Origin of the sequence: Niallia sp. XMNu-256 (assembly GCF_036670015.1) — a bacterium.
Classification (GTDB): Bacteria; Bacillota; Bacilli; order Bacillales; family Cytobacillaceae; genus Bacillus_BD.
This window is the reverse complement of the sequence record NZ_CP137636.1, coordinates 1,709,142-1,731,842: the sequence shown is the minus strand read 5'-3', so window position 1 is coordinate 1,731,842 and position 22,701 is coordinate 1,709,142. Positions and strand designations below refer to the sequence as shown.

At 34.7% G+C, this 22,701-nt stretch carries 14 protein-coding genes and 2 pseudogenes; 2 read left to right on the top strand and 14 right to left on the bottom strand.

The window, feature by feature from the left end; genetic code table 11:
- Nucleotide 1 precedes the first annotated feature (1 nt).
- From R4Z10_RS08810 to brxF, 3 genes are read right to left on the bottom strand one after another with little or no spacing between them, the layout of a single operon-like run.
- Nucleotides 2-2,788, bottom strand: a complete 2,787-nt coding sequence (locus R4Z10_RS08810; RefSeq protein ID WP_338472806.1) for a DNA methyltransferase — start codon at nucleotides 2,786-2,788, stop codon at nucleotides 2-4.
- A gap of 16 nt (nucleotides 2,789-2,804) precedes the next feature.
- Nucleotides 2,805-6,503 carry a DUF6079 family protein gene (locus R4Z10_RS08805; protein WP_338472805.1) on the bottom strand — a complete coding sequence of 1,233 codons (3,699 nt, stop codon included), beginning with the start codon at nucleotides 6,501-6,503 and terminating at the stop codon, nucleotides 2,805-2,807.
- Between the two features lie 14 nt (nucleotides 6,504-6,517).
- Nucleotides 6,518-6,958 carry a BREX-3 system P-loop-containing protein BrxF gene (gene brxF, locus R4Z10_RS08800; protein WP_338472804.1) on the bottom strand — a complete coding sequence of 147 codons (441 nt, stop codon included), beginning with the start codon at nucleotides 6,956-6,958 and terminating at the stop codon, nucleotides 6,518-6,520.
- Nucleotides 6,959-7,203: 245 nt separating this feature from the next.
- Between brxF and R4Z10_RS08795 the strand changes: the two genes are divergently transcribed.
- Entirely contained in the window at nucleotides 7,204-9,750 is a 2,547-nt protein-coding gene (locus R4Z10_RS08795; RefSeq protein WP_338472803.1) for a sigma-70 family RNA polymerase sigma factor, read from the top strand.
- A gap of 68 nt (nucleotides 9,751-9,818) precedes the next feature.
- Here R4Z10_RS08795 and R4Z10_RS08790 read toward each other — a convergent pair whose 3' ends face one another.
- From R4Z10_RS08790 to R4Z10_RS08745, 10 genes and pseudogenes are all read right to left on the bottom strand, one after another.
- Complete coding sequence (locus R4Z10_RS08790) at nucleotides 9,819-11,528, bottom strand: DUF1998 domain-containing protein (protein ID WP_338472802.1); 1,710 nt, start codon at nucleotides 11,526-11,528, stop codon at nucleotides 9,819-9,821.
- Nucleotides 11,521-14,889 (bottom strand): DISARM system helicase DrmA, encoded by a 3,369-nt coding sequence (gene drmA, locus R4Z10_RS08785; RefSeq protein ID WP_338472801.1) that lies wholly within the window; start codon nucleotides 14,887-14,889, stop codon nucleotides 11,521-11,523. Before drmA ends, R4Z10_RS08790 begins: the two co-directional genes overlap by 8 nt.
- A gap of 295 nt (nucleotides 14,890-15,184) precedes the next feature.
- A complete protein-coding gene (locus tag R4Z10_RS08780) occupies nucleotides 15,185-15,745 on the bottom strand; it encodes a competence protein ComK (RefSeq protein ID WP_338472800.1) in 561 nt (186 codons plus the stop codon).
- A 246-nt stretch (nucleotides 15,746-15,991) separates the two neighbouring features.
- On the bottom strand, nucleotides 15,992-16,243 hold the full coding sequence (locus R4Z10_RS08775) for a helix-turn-helix transcriptional regulator (protein ID WP_338472799.1): 252 nt from the start codon (nucleotides 16,241-16,243) through the stop codon (nucleotides 15,992-15,994).
- 382 nt (nucleotides 16,244-16,625) lie between these two features.
- On the bottom strand, nucleotides 16,626-17,486 hold the full coding sequence (locus R4Z10_RS08770) for a helix-turn-helix domain-containing protein (protein WP_338472798.1): 861 nt from the start codon (nucleotides 17,484-17,486) through the stop codon (nucleotides 16,626-16,628).
- A 30-nt stretch (nucleotides 17,487-17,516) separates the two neighbouring features.
- A pseudogene (locus R4Z10_RS08765) lies at nucleotides 17,517-17,956 on the bottom strand (VOC family protein).
- Nucleotides 17,957-18,042: 86 nt separating this feature from the next.
- Nucleotides 18,043-19,069: pseudogene (locus tag R4Z10_RS08760) on the bottom strand (IS1595 family transposase).
- A gap of 724 nt (nucleotides 19,070-19,793) precedes the next feature.
- Nucleotides 19,794-19,991: a hypothetical protein gene (locus R4Z10_RS08755; RefSeq protein WP_338472797.1), complete on the bottom strand. Its 198-nt coding sequence runs from the start codon at nucleotides 19,989-19,991 to the stop codon at nucleotides 19,794-19,796.
- A gap of 81 nt (nucleotides 19,992-20,072) precedes the next feature.
- On the bottom strand, nucleotides 20,073-20,294 hold the full coding sequence (locus R4Z10_RS08750; RefSeq protein ID WP_338472796.1) for a hypothetical protein: 222 nt from the start codon (nucleotides 20,292-20,294) through the stop codon (nucleotides 20,073-20,075).
- 368 nt (nucleotides 20,295-20,662) lie between these two features.
- Nucleotides 20,663-21,331, bottom strand: coding sequence for a hypothetical protein (locus R4Z10_RS08745; RefSeq protein WP_338472795.1), 669 nt, complete (start codon nucleotides 21,329-21,331; stop codon nucleotides 20,663-20,665).
- A 316-nt stretch (nucleotides 21,332-21,647) separates the two neighbouring features.
- On the opposite strand from R4Z10_RS08745, the gene R4Z10_RS08740 reads away from it, so the two are divergent.
- Nucleotides 21,648-21,863 (top strand): hypothetical protein, encoded by a 216-nt coding sequence (locus R4Z10_RS08740; RefSeq protein ID WP_338472794.1) that lies wholly within the window; start codon nucleotides 21,648-21,650, stop codon nucleotides 21,861-21,863.
- Between the two features lie 226 nt (nucleotides 21,864-22,089).
- On the opposite strand, the gene R4Z10_RS08735 is transcribed toward R4Z10_RS08740, so the two are convergent.
- On the bottom strand, nucleotides 22,090-22,464 hold the full coding sequence (locus R4Z10_RS08735) for a hypothetical protein (protein WP_338472793.1): 375 nt from the start codon (nucleotides 22,462-22,464) through the stop codon (nucleotides 22,090-22,092).
- Nucleotides 22,465-22,701 lie beyond the last annotated feature (237 nt).

Below are 22,701 nucleotides of genomic sequence, written 5' to 3'. Positions count from 1 at the left end.
CTTATAATCCTAATCGAATAGACGCATTGTCGTAATACATTAGCAATTTATCATCTTCTTGAATAATGCTTTCAGGAAGTCGATCCCCGACTTTTACAATTTTTTCAAAGTCCTTCTCACCGTAAGCTTTTTTGAACCCAGCTCGAATCGCCTCTGTTCGGAATTGCTTTAGCTTTTTCTTGCTCTTTTCTAACTCTTCGATATACCCATCAAATTCACGTAACAAGGCTTTTTCACGAAGTTTTTCTAAATCGGCTTGTTTATTTGGATCTGGAACATACCAACGATTTATTGCCTTATCTATTACAGCCGGATCGTCAGGCTCTAAACCACGTAAATCTTTGTAGTTCCTTCTTAAATAGGAAACGATTTGGTCTGGAACATTGCCATCACCATCATATCTTAAAAAGTTTTGATGTAATAAATCATCTAATTCTGGGAGTAATTCGTGTTTGGCAATATGTTGAATTTCTATCATAAAGTTTGGTTGAATATCCTGACGGGTTTGTGGCTTCTTTAGAAGCTGTTGACGAATCCATTCAATGGCACTGGTTTCATCTGAAACAAAAAGAGTTTGTTGAACAAAATCTTTTGCCAATATTCTTTTTCGATCATATTCAGCAACTTGAGATTCCAAGAACACCATACCATCACGCATTGAGTAACGTTGTGCAAGCTCTTTTTGAAAATCTAAAGCATTTATAGGTATAGGCAAGCCAGTTTGGACATGATAGGCAATCATTCTATCATATAAAATTCTTGGTGTTCTCTCTAAAATAATCGATGCATTTCCCTTAACACCTGTAAATACAGGTAACTTTTTCAAGTGCTGATTAATAAAGGTCCATGCCGAAGCGACCGTATTTCTTTCTGATTTCATTTGAATTATGCTTTCATCAGCAGGCTTATATGCTGAGATTACTAAATCTTGTTTTACCCCTGTTGTTGTTATAATCCCATGGAATCCACCACGTTTTTTATCCAAAGCATCTACACTAGCTATAACAAATCCAGCATTCTGAATTACGTACTGAATAGCATTCCAAACACTAGCTGAAGTATTTGAGAATTCTACAGTAATCCAACTATTTGGTTTTAGTATCCTATATGCTTCCCGGAAGGATTCGAGCATTAAATCAGTATAATCTCCTAAAGTTTTTCCTTGAGCCTTATTTTCGATTGCTTCTTTTTTATTATTGGTGAACACTTTCAACCAAGCTTCTCTAATAAAATTCAATTCAGAATACATAATATTTGCACCAAAAGGTGGGTCTATAAAAATATAATCTATTGAATTATCCTTAATTGGTAAACTCGTACTACTCTGAGTAGATAAAACATTTCCTGAATATTGATTTTCAGACCAAGCATTTAACAATTTATTTAACTGCAATTCAAGTTGCGAGATTGGATTGATTTCTACAGATAAAGATGGAAGATATAATGCATTCGCCATTGGACCAACATGTCGATTATGCTGAGGCATATATCGATTAAATTTAGACAATCGAGATATTGCACTGCCTAATAAAAACTGAGCTTCATTCTCCTTACCTGTTCCATCACTTAACTCTAAAAATTTATCAAGTAAACTTAAGTTTTTATACGTATAAACTTGATGGAAATAGAATAATCCATTTCTGACAGGTCTACTTGTCTCTACACCTTCAATAAACTTCATTTTTGTGATTTTTGAATATCCCGAGTAATTTTCAAACCACTTAAAGACTTCAAGATCATACCAATCGGGCTTCTTGTTGAATCTTTTTCCTTTATATGAATAATTAATTCTTACTGGAACAACCTTTGGAACTCTTACTATTTTATTTGCAACATAGTCAAAATGAGAAATAAAGATTTTTTCAAGATCTCTTTTTATTAATTTTGCACCACAATGATAGCAAACCAATTCTTTGTTTACGTCTTTTCCGTCTTGCTCCTCAACAGTAGCGTCCCAATAGTTTAACTCTTGATTACATGACGAGCACTGATAAAGCTCACTCCAAATAACATAGTTTATTTCACCAAAATAAGAAGTATACATTGTGTACGTATCATTAAGACTCTTACCCGGGACTTTCGCCAAAGTTGATCCAAGAGTAGACACTGACCAATTGTACTCGGTTTTTAATTCATTTATAACCTTTCTCAGAATATCATGTGTTTCAGGCAACTTGGTTTTTTTTGAATGATTTTGAGCGATAAAAGTAGCAGCAGGTGCTAGATCAATCAATACGGCATTTCGTTTTCCAACTATTTCTTCCGAATAATCATCGCCCATCAATTTTCTAACGAGTTCACTATCTTGACATTTTTCTGCTGCTACACCAGTCATTCCAGTTCCTGCAAAACCATCATAAACTATATCACCTGGGTTTGTGTAATAAAGCATATATCTCATAATAGCTCTATAAGGCACTTTAGTATGATAAGTATGTGCTACATATATTGGATCATTTTTTCCTTCACTTACATCAATAGCTAGTGCTTGATTTACTTCCTTTTTTGCTCCTCTATTCGACTCCCATTCCTCTATAAGATCATTCATCCAAGGATTTGGACATAATGTATAATAAGGTGGATCGGATAACGTAATAATATCCTCATCTTCCCCAATCGGAAATCCCTCGATTTGTTTTAAATCCGGTAATTTCTTTCTTAATTCATTACGAAAATATTCCCGTCTTGCTTCATCATTTTCAAATGTCATGCCCAAACAGACAACGGGACCGTTGTCTGTTTGGGTACTCTCGTGAATAAATGTTATTTGCTTTGGATCTTTTGACAAGCTTCCTTCCTCCTCGTTACTTCTTGATTGTTAAACGGATTCGACTTGCATCATTACTGCCAATAATCCCTTTTAATAAGAGTTCGAAATTTTTCTTTGCTTCATCAACCGTAATCGGATTTCCATCTCCTAGTGCTTTCATTAGGTGTTCCATTTCAATTGGTTCTTTATGAATCCCCTTCAATACATTGTTAATCGCATTGATTAAGTTTAATGAAATCGGCAATGTAAATGTTTTGCTTGAAATTAACTCGTTGATTAATTGTCTTTGTTCTTCGTTCAACAATTCAATACTTTCTTTAACCATTGGATCTTTAAAGTTTGTTAATAACATATCCGTCCATGTATGGAGTAATTCCCCTAGCCCATCCTCTAATTCCGCTAAAGATGGTTTTACTTTGTTTTGTTCTTCCCGCGGATTAAAGCGACAATGAGGACATTCTGGTGTATAATCCAACTTTTCCGCTGTTAAGCTGTAACAATCTTTTAGGGACTTTAAACTTTTCTGCCAATCTTCAAACGTTTGGCTTGGCAAAAAGGAAATCTTAGATGACAACGTGCTTAACGCTTCATAGCGTCTGTCTCTTAATAAATCAGCCTTCTTTTTATTCTCGGTTGCATTTAACCGCGCTTTTTGGTGAAGATCCATATAATGATCAATATATTGTTTCTTTAACCGGTCTAATTCTGCTACTTCTTTTGTACAGCTTTCATCATTCTTAAGCGCTAAACTTAAATTATCTAGTGCAATATCTACGTCATTGTTCCAATCTTGACTTGGAGAAACAATGTATCTCGCTTTTGTTAGATAATCCGCTACTTTTGTGTATTCATTAATTTTTTGCTGTAACCCTTCTAGTTTTGCAACAAGATCTAAATGTTCTTTCTCTGCTTCAATGCGTTGTACATCATATTTTAAATTCACCATTTTTGCACGTGTATTATATACTTGCAGTCCTTGTAAGAACTCACTCAAACTCTCTAGCTCTGCCAACTTTTCAGCCTTCTCTTGCTTCGAAAATAACTGTCCATCCCAAATCGTAAATTTATTTTTTACATTGGCAATCATTTCCACTGTTCTAGCTGTTGCATCTTTTGCACTGGAAATAATTTGCTTAATCGCAAAGTCAACAGAACTTGGATCAGTGAAGTCAGCTTTTGGTGCGTCAAACATCGAGATTAATGCTTGTACGGCAGGCACATTGATTCCACTTGGCTTTTTAATATGTTTAAAATAAGTTAAATCATTGATCGGCAATCGCGTAAATTCAACAAAATTCATGGCTTCATACGTTTTATCGCCAACCGTTACAACCATTTCTCCGCTTTGCACTAATGCTGCCAATACAACGACTAATAATTCAGGTTCCATGAGAAATTCTTTTGTTAGTCGTTGATCTGGTGATCCATGTACGGTCGAAATCACTTCAATCAACTCATTTTGATTTAACACCTGGCCGTGCTCTTTTCGATTAAGTTCATTGATTACCCATTTTGCATAACCTGAATTTCTTGTTGTTGGATTTCCGTTTTGATCAAGTAACAAAAGTCCATCTAAAATGGCTTCCCCTTGATTCGTTTTTTTACCATTTAAATAATCGAGGGCATCTTTTACATACGTATGAATATTGTCTCTTGTCACAAAAGAACGTTCAAGCTTTTTAAACGTTGGATAATCGCTGTATTTAACTTCAAACCATTGAGATAGAAGATCCTGTGATACGGAATCGATTATTTGTGTTAACGTATCTGGGTTATCTGGAAGGAAAAAGCCATGATCCATGACACTTGCACGTTTTCCTCGATAAACAATTTCATAAACATCCACAAAGTTTTCTTTTAACCATTTGACAATTTTCTTTAAATAATCATCCATCTTCGGTTTATATAAATGGCGGTTGGTCGTTGTATCATTATACATTTCACATGCACCACCATATAAACGCAATAAATGAATAAGATCGTCATCTTTCTTAATTAACCGAAAGAAAATTTCATCTTCTTTCTGTTCATCTTTGAATTTCGGTTCTTCAAATGGTTGAAGCATATAAATATAAAAATCCCGTTCAGGCTGTGCAGTGGACCGCTCATTCGGTGCTCCAAAGAAAAGATATCCTCTTCGTTTTACTCGTCGATCAAACCATGGAATTTCATGCAGCCAAATTTTATATCCTGAAACATAGGTGTTGTCTGCTACTTCTGTTGCTTGTTTTAGGACTTGGAAATAGTAGCTATCTAATTGGTTATCGGCCAATCCTTCACCGCGCTGCCCAATAAGATCGTCTACAGCGGTGACTTTTTCAATATCGATATAATATTGACCATTGTTCTTATTTAAAGAAATGAACTGATAGCTGACAGCCGTCATTAAATCTTTCATTGCCGCTTCAATCGTCGTTGTCAACATGTCGGCGGCTTCGTCATCCAAATCTAATAACATCGGACTGCTTATAAATAAGCGATCACGCAATGCTTCTGATGTCAGACCAATTGGTGTTTTAAGATCATCCGTCGTCAAACGATCCACAGCCAGTGCATTCACTGCTTGAGTTGCGATACTTTTATAGGGGCGTTTCACCGTATTTTGGATGGCCGCTTTTAATGTTTCTACTTTATTCATAACAAGCTTTACATTATCTTTTGTACGTAGAGAAGAATCATCTACAATGTACTGCCAGTAACGATCAAAAGAGATGATCCCTGTTGCTTCTTCTGGTACATCTTGAGCTAGCAATTTCTCTATTTCCTTACTAATGGTTTGAAGAGCGACACGTTTTTCGGCAATATTTACTCGTTCAAAGGTTTCAAGGTAAGCAGGATGGATTGGAAACATATTAACGTATGTCTCCATGTCTTCTCCAAGGCCGTTATAAAGCTTTGTAAACTTACTTAAATGCTCACGAATTAACGCTTTTTGTTCGTCATTTTTTTTCAATAAACGTTCTGATACAACATAGGCAATGTCTTCACGAACAATTCGAATTTCATTGAAACGTTCTTTTACACGACGAAGCGATTCCGCTACAAAGCTAAACTTAGGGTTATCAAATAACATTTCCTGAACACCCGAAATAAAACGGAAACGAGATTTGCTCACAACTTCTCCTACTTCTCGTAAAAACCCTAAATCTAGTGTTAATTCTTGTTCTTTACGACCACGCAAATAATCAAGCAACTCATCAATGACTAACAGTAAACCTTTGTTTGGATATTGCTCATGAAACAATTCCATCATTTCATAAAACATGTCTTTATTGTTTGTCACTTGATCAGCAGCAGGGAATGAATAATCAATTCCCATATTTTCGAGACCTCGTTCTAACTCGCGGCAAATAATATCGCGCAGTGGCATCGTAACAGCGCCAAATTCAGCACGAACGACTTTAAATTTCCCTTCAATTTCTTTTGCTTTCTCTGCTACATCACGATTACGTAAATGTTCAATTGCTCCAGGCATTTCGGCGATTGTTGAAATGACTGCCATTAAATGCGATTTACCCGTTCCGTAGTTTCCAACTATTAGTGAACCTTTGTTGTCAACCATTCGGTCAAATTGAATGTTTTCAATAATTTCATTTGTTAGTTTTTCAGCCATATTTTCCGATATAACATATTGGTTTAATAAAGACATGGCATAATCTGTATCATTGGCCTGTTTTAGTTGAATGACTCGCTCAACCGCTTCAAATTGAACTAAATCTTGATAACGTAACATCTCGTCTTTCCCCCTTAATTCCAGATCACTTTTCCTTCAAAGTCAGCACAAGTAAAGTATTCAGGATAGCCACTTTCAGCATAGTTTAATTTCCCATTTTCATATGTACCTGGCCACACCACGATGATTTTAATTTGTTTACTAATATTCTCCAGTAATCGAATGGGATGTGTTTGAAGAGCCGGATCAAATAAAATTTCAATATGTTGTAGGAGATAAATCTTTAATGGATCATGAAATAACCCTCGAACCAACTCTTCTACATACATTGGATATTTCGTCTTAGGTATGTCTAACAATGCTTTACTAAGCAATAGATTGAGATTCAATACTTTTATATAGTTATGTATGCTTAATGATGAGTTAATCAACTCTCTATTATCGCATAAAAAGAGAAGTTTGTGCCATTGACTTTTCATTTCTTGAATTTCAATTTTTAGCTTTGAAAAATCCATTTATGATACAACCTTTTATCATTAATTTATTTATTTGTTTCTTACTACTATCATAAATGAAATAATTAACTTTTACATTTATTATGAATCAAATAGTAAAAAATGACTAGTTCAATCGATATATAAAAATCGATACATTTTATTTTTACTTCTTATCAAATCCCCCATTTCCTCTGAAAAACAAAGGTTTTTTGGAGATTATGTCGAAGTTATACTAAAATGTATTTGTTTAGGAAGTGACATTAGTGAAAAACGGCCCTGTTATTAGTAATATTTCCCTAATTAATAAGGCTTTTTTAGAACAAGGAAGTCCTCTACATTACAGACTCATTGTTGATTACCTTCGAGTAAACTGGGCACATGGTGCTGGCACAAGTGAAAAAGATGCTAGATATGTGTTAGATGTTGCGCTTAATGCTGGGTTTTATTATGAAGAAGTAGAGGAACAGCATTATCAAAGGAAGCAGTCCCATTGCAGCCATTTGGATGAATTATATGATACACTTTTCCATTCTAAAGTTCCTATGAAACAACAGCTTAGAAATCCTTTATATCAAATAAGTAATTTATTTAAGGATCCTCGTTTTACTATTATGGAAACGGAAGCTAGTGAAAAATATATTCTTTTAAGCGAATGGAATCTAATCAACGACTTAGCCCTACAACTTTTTATAAAAGAACATATTGAAAATATTTCGATATTCGAGGCTGTTCGAGTGATTAAAGAACATTATCAAATTTCTGATCCAAATGCATTCTTTTTTCCTCACTTTGATAATCGATTTACGGTAAAAAGTAACGGGAAAGTATCCCTCAAATCATATGATGAATCAAACCTACATTCTTTATCAACAGAAGTTACAAGCTATATTCGGGAGGAAGTTGCCCGTAGTACACCTAAATTAGTTACTTATTTAAAAAATCAATATGGTGAAGAAGTGAAAATTCGCTCATTGATTAAAGCTGTCTTCAATATCGAGGTACATTATCCCAAGTTTCCTGCTTACTTTCTGTCTGTGAGGGAGCATTTACAGCAATTTCCTTCTATTCGATTGACATCACATGGTGACAGTTTTATGTTTATCGAAAACGAGGATGTAACGATTATAGAAAAAACTCTCTTACAGGGTGTAACTGATACATCCTTACTCGATCAAAAGATTGAAAAACTCCCTTCCCCTATCGCAGTAGATGAGATTACGAATACTTCTGTAGCAACATCTAGACAAAATCAAACGCGTACATCTCTTTCTTATACGGTTAGATATTATGATCGGATTCAAGAAACAATAGCCGCTCATTATTTTAAAGATTGGATAACAGCTGACGAACTGCACGTCAATTTAATAGATAATAGCGAAACTTTAAATCTTACATTTTTTTATGATCGTTCTCATAATATTCTTCATGGAACACATCTTGAAAATCTTATGAGTGATTATGCCATCGTTCCTGGTCAACAATTGCATTTTCAAATGGAAGACGGTCGATTAACATTAAAAATTAGCCATGTAAATGAAGCACGGGTAAAAGAACAGGAACGATATTTAGACATTGCCAGGCTAGCAGAGGAAAATCAACTAACAGAAAAATCCCTATTACAAATAGTAACGGAAACATTAATCTATCATCCTTCTGGTTTACATGTCTCCGAGATTATTAAATTAGTAAAAAAAGAAGTACCTTATGCCGAAAATAGTATTACAGCAACACTTTCTGGGCAACCATATTTTGAAAAAGTACCACAACAGAAGGGTTTTTGGATATTCAATCCTGCAAAATGGAAAAAGGGTAATATCGAAAAAGCGATTCATTCCATTCAAACAATTAATCAAGAGAAATATAAAACAACAAAACATATTCCTCAAAAAGTTAAATCAATGGCGGAATATTTTAGGGATCTTGCTATCGTAGCTCAAAAAAATCCAAGACGTTTAACGAACGAAATGTATATGTATATGTATATGGATGAAACAGCATTTCTAGAACGGGCCTGGACGATTTATGCTCATAATATTTACCGATACGCTAAAAAATACGCTTCTAATGAAATTCCACTGGAAGATTATATTCAACAAGCTTATTTCGCATTGAAAAAAGCGTATAAAAACTATAAACCTTCTAATAAAAATAGCTTTTATAGATATTTCAAAATATATTTAAGTGCTGCCTTCAAACGATACAGGCAAAACAAAAAAAATCTAATCCGTATCCCCGTTCATAGAATAGAAGAACTGGAAAAATTTGATAAAGAAGCAGAGATGCAGTTACTTTTAGATGGATATGTTCATATCGATAATAATATTATGGATGACTATACATTGTTTAAAACAAATTATATAAGCTTAGAAGAATTATACTTATATGAAAGCCAATTCGAAAACTGCGAGGATGACTCCATTCGCGGGTATATCTTCTCTTATTTTTCTAAACCAAGTGACTTAGAGACTTATCGAATGTCGAAAGCTACTTCAGATTTTATTGACGTGTCCGAGCCAGATTACACAACTTTTTCAAATTTAATGATTGAAGATATCTATGACTCGTGGGATAAAGATTTCTGGATTGGTTTGTGGACTTATTTAGACAAGAAAAACAGATCCATTCCTCCTTCATCTGTTATAAAGCTTCGGTTTGGGATGAACCACCATAGAAAAGAACATACACTTGAACAAATTGGTGAACTATATGGTGTTACGAGAGAAAGAATAAGACAAATTGAACAAAAAGCTTTAATAACAGCAAAAGAATATTTTCAAAGAAACGGTTATCATAGTGAGGATCTTTCATAATAAAGTCATGATTCTTGAACTTTGCATAACAAGAATCATGACTTTATAGTTTTATAAATAGGAACAGATCAAATATAAAAATAAGCTAATTCTTCATAATCAATTAGTGGAGTTAACATTCTTCGATCTAACAGTTGATTATTCCATTCACAGGATGTTTCTGAGACATAACTGCAAGAATGACACGCTGCTCCATTAATAGCCGTTTGCATCTTGAAATCACCATCTGCACAATGTGGATCTGAAGAGCAATACTCCATTTTCTCTAATGCACGAAGAAAAATAGGAACGAGCTTTTCAGAAGATGTTAATTCAATCAATCCACCTAAACTACCTTCAGAATCTGAGGAAGCCGTATAAATCAGGACTCCTGCCATCTCATCACTACAGTACAATCGCTCTCTTAGTGCTGTAGTTGCATAACCAGAGTGGGCTGCAAATTCTTTCAGCATCATATGTGAAAAAGAGTGAATTAATACATGCCTTGGTTGTAAAGCTCTTGAATTATATCCAAATTGTTCTCTCTGGAGATTATATCGTTCAATGATTTTCTCCGCTTCCCCTTCTACCAACGGGTTACTCTCCCATTCTAATAACTTTGATAGGTTAAACTCAAAGAAAATTCCTTCCCCAAATACATTAATAGCCGGCAACCAGTCTTGTTTAGACTTCATAATCGGCAATATGTCATGTTTTTCTTCTGAAAATGGATCTGGATAATACAGTCGATTAAATCCTCGTAAAACACGAATCTCACGAAGCTTATCTACCCTAATAATGGATTGGAAATATTCCTCTAACTCTTTAGGAACAGGCACTTCTTTTGATAGAAAGCCCGTCTCGTAGCGATCGTCAACATTTCTTCGTAGAAAGGTTCCCCACTCCTGTTTACGAATCGAGTCAAATGTAAAAAATTGTCCTTCACGATGATAATATTTCATAGCACGATCATATTGTTGAAGCGGAATAGACAACATTCCACAAATCGCTTGTTTTAACACATCTTCAACGGGAATACTACTGATTAAATTCGTAATCCCACCTCGAAATTCTTCTACTTTTACTTGTAGTTCATCTTCCATCCCTTCTTCTAAAGGAATTGATAAAGCACTTGTAATTGTAGGTGTATAAATATTTGATGCACTACGTATCGAAGTTTGCATGTCCTCATGACATTCCTCTTGGTCATTGAGCCATGGCCTGTCTCCAGTACAGTTAGGCAAAACTTTTTGCAACTCATCTTTTTTCATCACTTTTCCTAATGTTCTAGGTTTCCAGCATTTAACACAAGTGACTTTAATATCAGATAAAGAACCTGCATTACCTTTCGATTCATACTTTAACACTGGTTTATCACTTGTACATTCTTTCCCTTCATGAACCCATTCAACCCATGGAAAATCACTGATATGTCCTTTTTCACAAACGGTAATAAACCTTGCGGGATATAATTTAATCTCCTTATGATCTTGTTTTTCACAGTAATAACATGTTTTACTCGCATAAGGATCCATCATGCCACAAGTTGGACAAATTCTCCATTTCGGAAAAGGAGTTGCCGTCACTTTCACTTTATCTTCTTGATCATTGATCAACTTCAGATGAGAAACACCCAGAAACCCTTCCAATCGTTGTTCATGTATTTTATTAGTATATGGAATTCTCCAATCATCTGCCGCTGTAATCATGACACTATCTTCAATTAGATCGGCAATCGCTCCAGGAGCATGATATTGAATTAATTGAGACGGACGGAGCTTTCCAATAACCTTATTCATAGTTTCTCACCTCAATTACTTCAATTTCGGATTCAACATTTCTTAATGAATTTAAAGCTGGTCGTGCTTCTTTATATGGTGTTTTTTCATTAAAGTCTCTTAATAAATGCACTTTACGATATTGATTTTGACGATAGGATAACTTTTCATGTTCCAGTGTTTGTTTTTCCCACCAATCATAGATTTCCTCGATTTCACTTTTTATTTCATCACGATTAATCTCACCTGTTGCTTGAGCTCGCTCACAAATAAAGTTCAGAATCTCATTTGTCACAGCGTCTTTCTTAAAATGAATCGCACTTGTTTCATTTCCTAAGTTTTCATGGGCTTGACGAATCATCCCAACAACTAATCCTTCCATCCCTCGATCACGACTACCTTGTGCAAAAGATGTCACACTCGTTGATTCGACATGTCGATACATCGCTTCGTGAAATGATAGGAATCTTTCATAATGAGATAAATCTCTTGAACGTAGAGAATTAAATAACGTTAATACTAATCCTGGGTATTTACGACCGACGCGGCTTGTTGCTTGTATATATTCCGAAGCTGTTTTAGGCTGATTGTGCATCACCATTACGCCTAGACGGTTTACATCGACACCGACGGAAATCATATTTGTCGCTAAAACTACATCCAATGCTCCCTCTTCATCATAACTTCGTTCCATTAATGACAAGAGTTTTGGAATTTCGGTTGCCTTCTTTCCACTCATCATTTCTTCTGTATGCAGATCATCCCAATCACGCTTCGTTTGACTAATCAATTTTAATCGAATTGGAATTTCATCTTTCAATTTAGTCGTAGTACCTGATAATTCTTTTACGGTATTAAAATAACCGAGGACAGTCCAGTATGGGTCAAATGAAAAGTCTGGCTCTTCTTTTCTCATAGATGCTAATAAAGCCGAGTAAGCATGTATCGTATGAATGGAACCACTGACACCAGGTGCACAAACACCTATATATAAACGACCCGGCTTTTTCTCCACCGGGATTTCTTCAGAGAAAAACGACTCTCTAGCATCTAACACTGAAGGTGGAAACTGGGATACTTCTCTACCATATAAACGTTTAATTTGTTCGTTTGCTCCACGTATCGTCGCTGTAGATGCAATGATTTTAGGTCCGGCTCCTTGATATTGAGATAAGTAATCAACAGCAATCTCATACAATCCAGTTAATGAGCCTAGTGGTCCACTTATCAAATGTAATTCGTCTTGAATAATTAACTCTGGTGGGATAAGATTATGAATTCTCTTCGTTCGAATCATTCGTCCATTTACTCGATGGCTTTGTTTATAATTTAGATCATTGACAAATCCTTCAATCGGGCTGTAATGTGTCTTTTTTCCAAATAACTCACCCAATCGTTTATTCCATGCGATTTGTGCAATTTTATCGACTGTCCCGATGACAATAGTCGGAACATAATTATAAATACCTTCATCAATCGTTAAAGCTGGGATACCATCATCTTTTGAAAATTCACATTGATGATTAGAGCATACAATCATTTGTTTATTAGATGTCACATGGTAATCATATACAGTTAGCTCTGTTCCGCACCATGGGCAATGCTCCAGCTGCATCGGATTTCCTTCTTGCACTTCATTCCCTTGCAAAATTTCTGTTAACTTTTCCTGAGCTTCTTCAAATTTATTTGGTGTGGAAGATTGTCCAATCCAAAGGCCAATTCGAAATGGTTCTGTTCCCCATATTTCGGGATCTTCCCTTCGAAGGGTTTCAGCCGCACAAATCATGGTCGTTGCTCTCTGAAATTGTTGAGTTGTTAATAAACGTAACGTATAGCGCATGAATACGGTCACACCAGCATATGATTCAGGTTCCTCCGCAAAGCCTTTTAAACGTCTTAATCCCATTAGATATGCCGCGATTCCAAGATATGCCTCGGTCTTTCCTCCACCCGTTGGGAACCATAATAAATCAACAAGTTGACGATCTTCGTGCTCGAAGTCACTGACTCCGTTGATATTCATCAGAAAAAACGCGACCTGGAATAAACGCCATTCTCCTTTATAAGAAGGCTCAATTCGTTCTTTTTTATTACGATAATGTAGAGCCACGCCAGATTGCGCTTGCTGCATCGCCATTACTTTATTAGCAAATTGGAAGGCATTATATTCAAATGGATTTCCTAAATCAGTAATCGTATCAATGCCTGATTCGATTCGACGGATTATTTTTTCAACTTGTTTAATATTTTCATTGGCTACATCCTGCAAATGCAACGGTAAATCACCCACTTGATCTCTTTGCTTTTGTAACCAGTTACGATAAGTTTCCGGTATCATTAACAAGTTTTCTTTTAGTTTTTTGGGTGGCATTGAAGCTAAGTCCATCATTTTCACATTTAACTCATCAATGCTTCGATGTTCAACTGATGGTAATTCATATAAAGGCAACCAATCAGATTGAATGGTACAAACCCCTGATTTGATCTTATAGTTAACTCCAACTCCATGACCAATGGCATACTCTTTTACGTGACGGTATAAGAGTTCATCTTCATAATTCCATTTATCTGCTTTAGATGAAAAAGCAGCTGCCGCATCAGCGTTGAAAGAAATCAAAAGTTTTGTTTGAAACATAACTTCACTTTGAAGTGGGTAGGAATCCCTTTTATACTCATTCATTAAAAATAAGCTCACATGATAAATTCCATTTCTTTCTCTTACTTTACACTTTAAAACTCCAGGTTCTTGCAGATGAAATTCTTTTGTTTCTGGGATAAACGTAAATTCTTTTTCTACCTTTGTGCGCTTATGGTCCTCATCATCATATGTTCCCCATGAAGTTGAGACGGTAATAAGCACAAGCTTCTTCATTCGAAAACTAAATCCCATTGAGGAAGGCCGGAATGGGTTGCGATTTGAGAGCATTTCATCAATGCCTTCTGTATTTAAAAGTTCTTTTGTTTTAATATCATTTTCTTCTTCATTTATAACTTCAAAAGTGGAACCATAAGGAGCTAATTTTCCAGTTAAATAGAAGGACATAGGTGGCTTTCTTTTTCCTAATATCTCATTTTCTTCTAATGGCCCAACAAATAGTTTTTCTAAGTCATTCACTAAGAGAGAACGGCGTTTTATATATGGGCCCACATTTTTAGATTTCTCAGCGTTTTCTTCATTTTCTGTTACTGCAACCTCCTGTTGCGATATCGATAATTGATCCTCATCCAGAATAAAAGTATCGGAATGCAAATTCGCCAACCGTTCTATTTTTTCTTTTTTAAGATAAAGCTTAGGTAATTGTTCAATAATTTCAGTGACATTTGCTTTTTTTTCTTTTTTTGATAATAGAAATTCATATATTGCCTTAGGCCCTGGCTTCATGTTCATTATACCTCCTCCAATCAAAACCGTACTGTTATCGTCACATTTTTAATGCGCCTAACTCCACCATATCAATAGTCTTATATTATATAGTTATATATTACCACACTGGGAAACTTAACAGGTTTGTAATTCCTGCTTTTCAGTGGTTAGGACGTATGTATTTCAATGTTAAAAGTCCTTATTTGGAGGGACTGTCTTGGAATCGACTCAAGTTAACCTGGCAATCAGTCATTTTAGAAGTTTGATAAATTTATTCTTTATTGATTCTTATTAAGTATATTGTTCTGACCAACTACTCACTACGAAAGATAGTATAGGTTAATTGCTTGGGATCTTTAACAAAATGGATGCCCTTATCTTTTTCTAATACAAAGGTCCTTGTATGGATCATTTGTTTGCGTTCTAATAAGACACTATGCAGCAGAGAGGCTTCACTTCGCTTTGATTGGAGTATTGCTGATTTTATATCAATGGTTAGCGATTGACGATGTTTCGTATGTATAATGGCCTTTTTTACATTAGTTGGATCTGCGATGATATCCGCGATATGAGAACTGACCAGCCAAACAGTTCCGGCTTTCCCTTTTGCGTGGCATCGAATGAGGAAAATATTATGGTGGATGGACAATCCAATTGGCAGAATGTATTTCTTTTTTAAGATTAATCGAGCCGCCTCGATAGCTCCCTCTACACTTTTTCCATAATGTAAGAATGAGTCTTTCACAATTTCTTCAGGGGATTGGGGAACGATAAAGACCTCTTTCCCTTCAATTACTTGTGTATACTCACATCCATTGTCAAAATAAGAAATCAATGCAGATGTTGCTAAATTAATGATGTATTTATTGTTCATTATGTTCCTCCTATTTTCGGTAAAGTTATAAAATTCATACTTGCCGCTTCTTTCTTAGAAAAATTTGTGTAACTATTCACATATTAATATGATAAAGATCATATAAATTTATAATACATAAATAGCTCACCTCCTTAAATTTATTCCACACTTGTGCCCTTATTTTGTAACTGCTTACATTTTATAAGAGGACAATGAATTATACTTAATAAATATATTCATTGTCTCAATTGCTGATTATCACTTCTAATCTTGATAATAATCTAGAATTTTGATTTGTTTCTCAATTTCTGCAAAAAACTCACTGGGAGTCATATTCAAGGCAAGCGCAATATTCAATATGGACGACAAATTTGGAATACCTTGATCCCTTTCAATATAATTAATCGTTGAGCGCTCAAGATTAGCATTATCTGCTAGTTCCTCTTGCGTCTGTCCATTTCTCCTTCTTAAGTTCTCAATTACTGTTCCTATTCCTAAAGTTTTATAGTCTATCAAAAGAATTTCTCCTTTTAAGACTATTACATAATTTATAAGAAAATAAATAAACGTGACCCATCAGTCAAAAGTTGGTCTAGGGCAAAACTTTCTTTTGTTTAGATTTTATTAACAACTCAGGAGCCTAATTTTTCTTTAAAAACAAGGACAAAATTGAACCTTTGTTACCTATTTTATAAGAATATTGCTTTTTGCCGATTAAAAAGAACTCTTTCTAAAGTGTGTCTGCTTTTCAACATTTTAGGTATTTTAGACTATACGATCGGTAAAGCTGAGTAAATGATCGTAGCTATAATACAGGGAGTTACTGCGGAACACATTAAACAAAATTATCACCCAAGATTTGAAGGTGTTCACTCTTTGGAATTCTTAAGCCAAAATATTAGCTTAATAGATTGTTATACCAATGCTGGATATGTTCATTTTTTTTCACATGCCAAAGCCTGCTATACACGACTCTGTAAAAGTATCCTTCAAAGGTTGTATGAATTTTCCCCTTCTTATACTTGAAGATGGTTTGTTTAAAGTCCGTGACAATGGATTCGATCACACCATCTAAAGAGATGGATAGGTTTAATTTTTGACAAGCAAGATGGACTTTGGACCAAAGATTGTAAATGCCGTCAACGGGAAAGAATGGCTTAGCTGCTTTTATAAAGTCTTCATGAACATATTCCGGTAAGAAGCTTGAGTCTAATTCATGCCATGCCGTTGCATCGATTACAGCATGACGATTCTGATTAGTGTTAGTGTGCTCCTCTAAATTTCTATCCTGATTCTCCTCTGTATAAGTATTTGAAGAATTAGTAGATTCCATGGACTGTTGATTAATTTTAGACCCCTTTACGTCAAAACGGTTTTGTTTATTAATCTCACAGAGTGAGCTTTGTTTATTCTCTGCTTTATTAGGAGTGACAGGTAGAGTGACATCATGGGGTGACACAGGTTGTAAAAGGGAGTCAATTGATTCAAAAGGCTGGATCACTAATAGATTCACTCCTTGCTTTCCATTCATTCGAGCCGTCGGAATTTTTTTAAGAAAGGAAAGTTCCTCTAACAACTTCACCGCACGAATGACCGTTCTGCAGCTCAAACTGATTTCGTTTGCAATGGTATCATATTTCGCAAAGGACACCCCAACCACTTTCACTGAATATCTCCACAGGAAATTCAACACTTTGATTACCCCCTCTGATAGAGATGATTTGAATTTATATAAGAACCCACGAACCGCCAGATCCATTTCGTCAATAGATGTAAAAATATCGTCTGTTTATTTGATTTTCTCCGCCAACTCTAAAATAATTCCCTCTGGACCACAAACGTAGCATAACTTATAACTTTCTTCATATTGCTGTATCTCACTAAAGACTTCCGTGCCCTTCTTTTTCAATTTTGCAATAATAGCTTCAATATCTTCAACAGCAAAGCAATGTCGAATACCCAGCGTATTTGCAAAAGGTTGCTGAATATCTTTTTCATCTGACGGCGTATAAAATTTGACTAGTTCTGTTCTATCCATGCTTGACCATCTGGCATCCCCAATCCTACACATGCCGTTTTAACATCATTAAGCCCAACTATTCTGTCCAACTGTTCTCCATCCAATTCCCATTCCGCTTGCACTTCAAGTCCTAAATCAAGAAAAAACGCTTTAGCCTCTGAAAGATCATTTACGTTTATACTCACATGATCTATTCTATTGATCTTCATATCTAATACCTCCTTGAGATCAAGTACTCTTCCAGAATTATTCAATTAACTTATTGCAAATTCCTGCCACGATAGTTAAATAAGCACTATACAGCGAATTTTGATAAGCGTAACTATCGTAAGTATCTGTCATTTCAAAGACAAATGATGATAATAGAAAATCTTTAATATTGGCTTTGTGTTTTCGTTACTGCGGCTATCAACGAACAAAAACCAGGCTAGGTAGTTATCAAGGTACTTCGTTGCTACACCTTTAAATCGGTTTATAAATTGTTTCAATCGGGAATGGAGACCATTAACGTTTTGAATATGATATAAGCCCTTAATAACGTGTTTACCATCATTCGCTTTAATTCTGTAATGCTCAATGCCTTTTTCTTTTGCATACGTTTTATAGGCTCTCCAAGCATCTGTTACAAGTACATTTTCGGGTGTCAACTTTGAACCAATCATTTTTTCAACTTTCGTCTTAACAATACGCCCCATACAAACTATTTTTGAAACAGTCTCTTTTGTACGATCTCTGGCAACAAGAACACAAACCTGCTCGTGGCTGATTCCTCTGTGTTTAGAGCTGCCACCGCGTTTACGGGGTTTTCTGTCAGTAATGCCACGTTGACCTTTTTGAGAGTATAAGAAATAGGTCTCATCGACCTCAACAATACCCTCAAATTGTTCAAATTCGATTTGTTTAAGAGCGTTCAAGAGTTTGTGCCTCCAATAAAAAAGCGTAACCCAAGTAACCCCTACGATTTCAGCCGATTTTCGTAGAGAATAGCCTTTAAACAAGCAATCAACAAATGTAATCCATTCGTCGCCTTTTCGAGTGCGGAACAAAACGGTATTTGTTGTGTCTGTAAAAGTCTTCCTGCAAGATGTACAACGATAACGTTGACGACCATTGTATTTTCCGAATCGAACAACGTGCTCTGAATTAAAGTGAGGGCACTCGAACCCGTCTTTAAAGCGAGTTTCCCTCATTTCATTGATTAAACGTCCGCCGACAGAGGAAGAAGGATCAACATAGCGTTTTACCCATTGATAGACTTGTTCTTTTTTTGTAAGGGCTAATTTATCAATGTGCTTTATTAAATTGCTAAACGCCTTGTCCATTCTTATAACCTCCCCGACTACTTGTTCTTATATTAATAATATAAGGGAATCAGGGAGGTTTCAATTATCAACATATACCTTTAACACAGCCAATTAAATATAAAAAGATGGATAAATGTCTTATCAAGAAAAGTGGAAACAGCCTGCCTAATACGATGTTGGTCAAAAAGTTTTTTGGTGGTTTAAATTTGGCCAAAAGTAGTTTTCAGGCATAAAAAAGACCCCCAACAAAAATGGTTGAGAGCCTTCTGAATGCCCACAAATTAACGTTTTGAGAATTCTGGTGCATGACGGGCAGCTTTAAGGCCGTATTTCTTACGCCCTTTAATTTGCAACTTAAATAAGAAGTAATAGGAAATAAAATATTACCGAAATAGCAAGGGGTGAATATATTTAATTAGCAAAACGGAAACCAAATTATATTTAATTCTATCTGTTACGTGACTAGAATATGACCATTATTTCTAATTGCAGATAAGAATAACTTGCATTTAAATGGCCTTTTCACTAAAGATGCAACTCGATAAAACTTGAGTTAGTTCTATGAAGCAGATTTGCAAAAAATGTATTTGTATAATGGTAAATACGACGGTCTAGGATTCAAAAGGTTAAGCAATAAAATATAAAAAGCCAGATTACGTAAAGGGTAGCTAAATTCAATATTTATTTAAGCAATTCCATCGTTTGAATGATTTTCTCTTTTATTTTTACAACCGTACCTATGTCATTCTTTACTATTATTGTCCTTTTCCCATAAGCTACGATAATAATCAGTGAGTATTTTATTGATTATAGGAAATCCCATTGTTTGATTTTTAACATCCTCCAGATTTTTAGGGCGGTTAATTAAGTTCCTAACTTTTAATTTCGGTTCTGTTCTAATACCATTGAAGTAATCGTCCAAAACTTCCTTAAGGCTCATAATCTTTTCAGCACCTCCTGGAATAATTTATGTATAATTTAAGAATTTGTTAAAAAAAAACCATATCTCCTTGAGATATGGTTAAATTCCTAATTTTGAATAGGCACGCCTAATTTCAAGATTATCCTCTTTAGTTTGCTCTGTTTTTAAATTTCGTTTTTTTCTTTGAATGGCTCCGCCATGATGCTTTACTTCTACAACCAGATGTTCTCCATTATCTTTAATCAGAATCGTGTCTGCTGCCTTGGCTAGTAATTTAATATCATGCTCCGTTAATTTAATTTTATCATTATCATGAGGCATAATTATTACCCCCTTTAAATTATTATAAGAAAAAGTAATGCAAAACACAAATTTAAATCAAACCATGACTCCTAAGAATTGCTTGTAACTTCCTGGATAGTATGAAATATTCAAGCGATTCTTTGCTTAACCCAACTATTCTAAATAAGCTCTCCAAAATTATTTCATCGAGGTTTACAAAGCCAATTTGATAATCGTTTAAAACAATAACGTAAATTTTTTGGTCAAATTTAAAAGGTAAAACTAAATAATGAATCTTACGAAATTTTGCATCATCATTGTACTTTTGAATTTTATTTTCAGAAATTGCTTTTTCAATTAAATGATTTCCATTTTTATTTATTTTAAATTCCCCTGTTGTTTCCTCCTTATTTAATTATAGTTAATTGGTTACTTGAGTCAACCTCTGCTAATATCCAATTAATGTTTTGATCAAAGTTTTCTTTATAATTTAATTTCATATCACTTAAAAACCAACTAATTGCCCCCAAAAAATCAACATTGCCACTTGTATCGACATATTGATTGGCAATCGTCCGATATGTGTCATCTTTGGTTAACTCTTTTATATAATTAGCTTTAGCTTCAGATTCATTAATCAATTCAGCAATAGTTTCTTTTACTTCTTGCTTTTCTAATTCAAATTCAAAATTGAATAGCTTAAATCTTTTTAGTGAAGCTAATCCAGCAGGTATAACCAAAAATAAACTAACTAAAGCAAGAAGGTAAAATAATACTTTAAAGAAAACTTGATTTAATGGATCAGATACTATTGGTTTAATAACGTAATCAGTCCAAGTGAACTTTTGATCTGTTGTTTTTTCAGCATTTTCAGACTTCGGACTTGAAGTGGCACTTTTGGTACTCGGATTTGAAGCTGTTTTTGGATTGGTTATTGCTTTAGAAGTTTTATCCGAAATCACACTCGGAGGTGTAGATGAATGGTGTACTGGTTTATTAAAATAAGTACTCCAAACACTAAAGCCTATTATTACAAATATTAATGCAGTATATGACCAAATTTTTACTTTTTTCATTTTTTCCCCAAGCATCCTCTTTTATAATGTGTATGAAATCCCCTTTTTATTTATGCACAGAGGAGGTTTCTAAATAACAATATTACATTTTTCACAAAAATGGAATATCTTTTTAATTTAGTTAACAAATAAAAAGGGATACGAAGGAAGCTTGATTATCATTTTGTTCGTTCTGGAGGACACGACACTCACAAACTATAAGTAGTGTAATTGAAGAATTAGAAGAAATATAATACTACAAGTCCATTTTTCATATCAGCATTTCCTTGAGCTAAAATATGGTCGTTAGAATTGTCTGTATAGTTTTAGGAGTTTGGTGATTGACCCATTAGATAGTGAATTGCTTCGAAAATCTGTGAATTCATATTCTACTTCACAGTCTGATGTGGTTCCTTACATCACTGATCTTATTAGAAGTGTTGATTTTAGTAAGGCAACCAATCAATCAGCTGGCAATGTGTTAAAGCATAATATGACACTAACTGAGAAACTTCCAGAGTGGATTGCTGAAATCAAGCAAAAATATAGTTAACTTGGTGATGGCTTTGAAGTGACTGTGAAAACGAAGAATAACCAGTTAAAACAGAATATGTTTGATTATAAGAGTCGAGGAGATACATTCCTTGGCTCTTTTTACTTTCACTTGGGAACAGCATAAATTTGAGGACGTTGTGCAAATTACTCATACACAATATCAATTACTAAAGAGGAAGTAAGAACAATGATTGTTAGAGGGTCTCTAAATATCAAGGTTTTCTTCACCCATTGTATAAGTTGATAAAAAATGAAGTCTTTTCTTTTGGAATAACATTTATTAAGCTATCCCCTTTTTTTGTTGGAAAAGTAAACATCCAGTAAATCCCTTCGTGAGCAACCATATTCCTTACAGTATTAAACATATTTGCTACTAACTCAATATTCATATGTTGGAACGGCCTTACATCTTTACTAATACTTTTAACAAGTTTCTCTTGGTCTTTTTGTTCCAAATAAATTGAGAAAAATTCACGAACTACCTCTACTTTCTGTTTCTTTGTATAAGCAGTAGAGGCCTTGAAAATAGACTCAATACAAACTAGCCAAAGAAAAATCTGAAGGCTGTCCTTAACAGAGCCAATTTCCAGATTCACCATTTCATCTGCTAATGAGATGTGACGATGGGTCTGGTGCAGAATACGTTTAGGTGTTGGATTCGGATGATCCTCACATTCAAGGACAAAACTTTTTGTGTCTTTCTCTGAAGAAAAGTAAGGGTTAAAAAATCCTATTAATTCAGGTATAAGTTTTTCTTTAGATTGTCTTTGCTCTTCCTTAAAAACGGTAAAAATGCTCTTAATATGTTATTTCCCCTCTCTATTAGGTATGTCTAT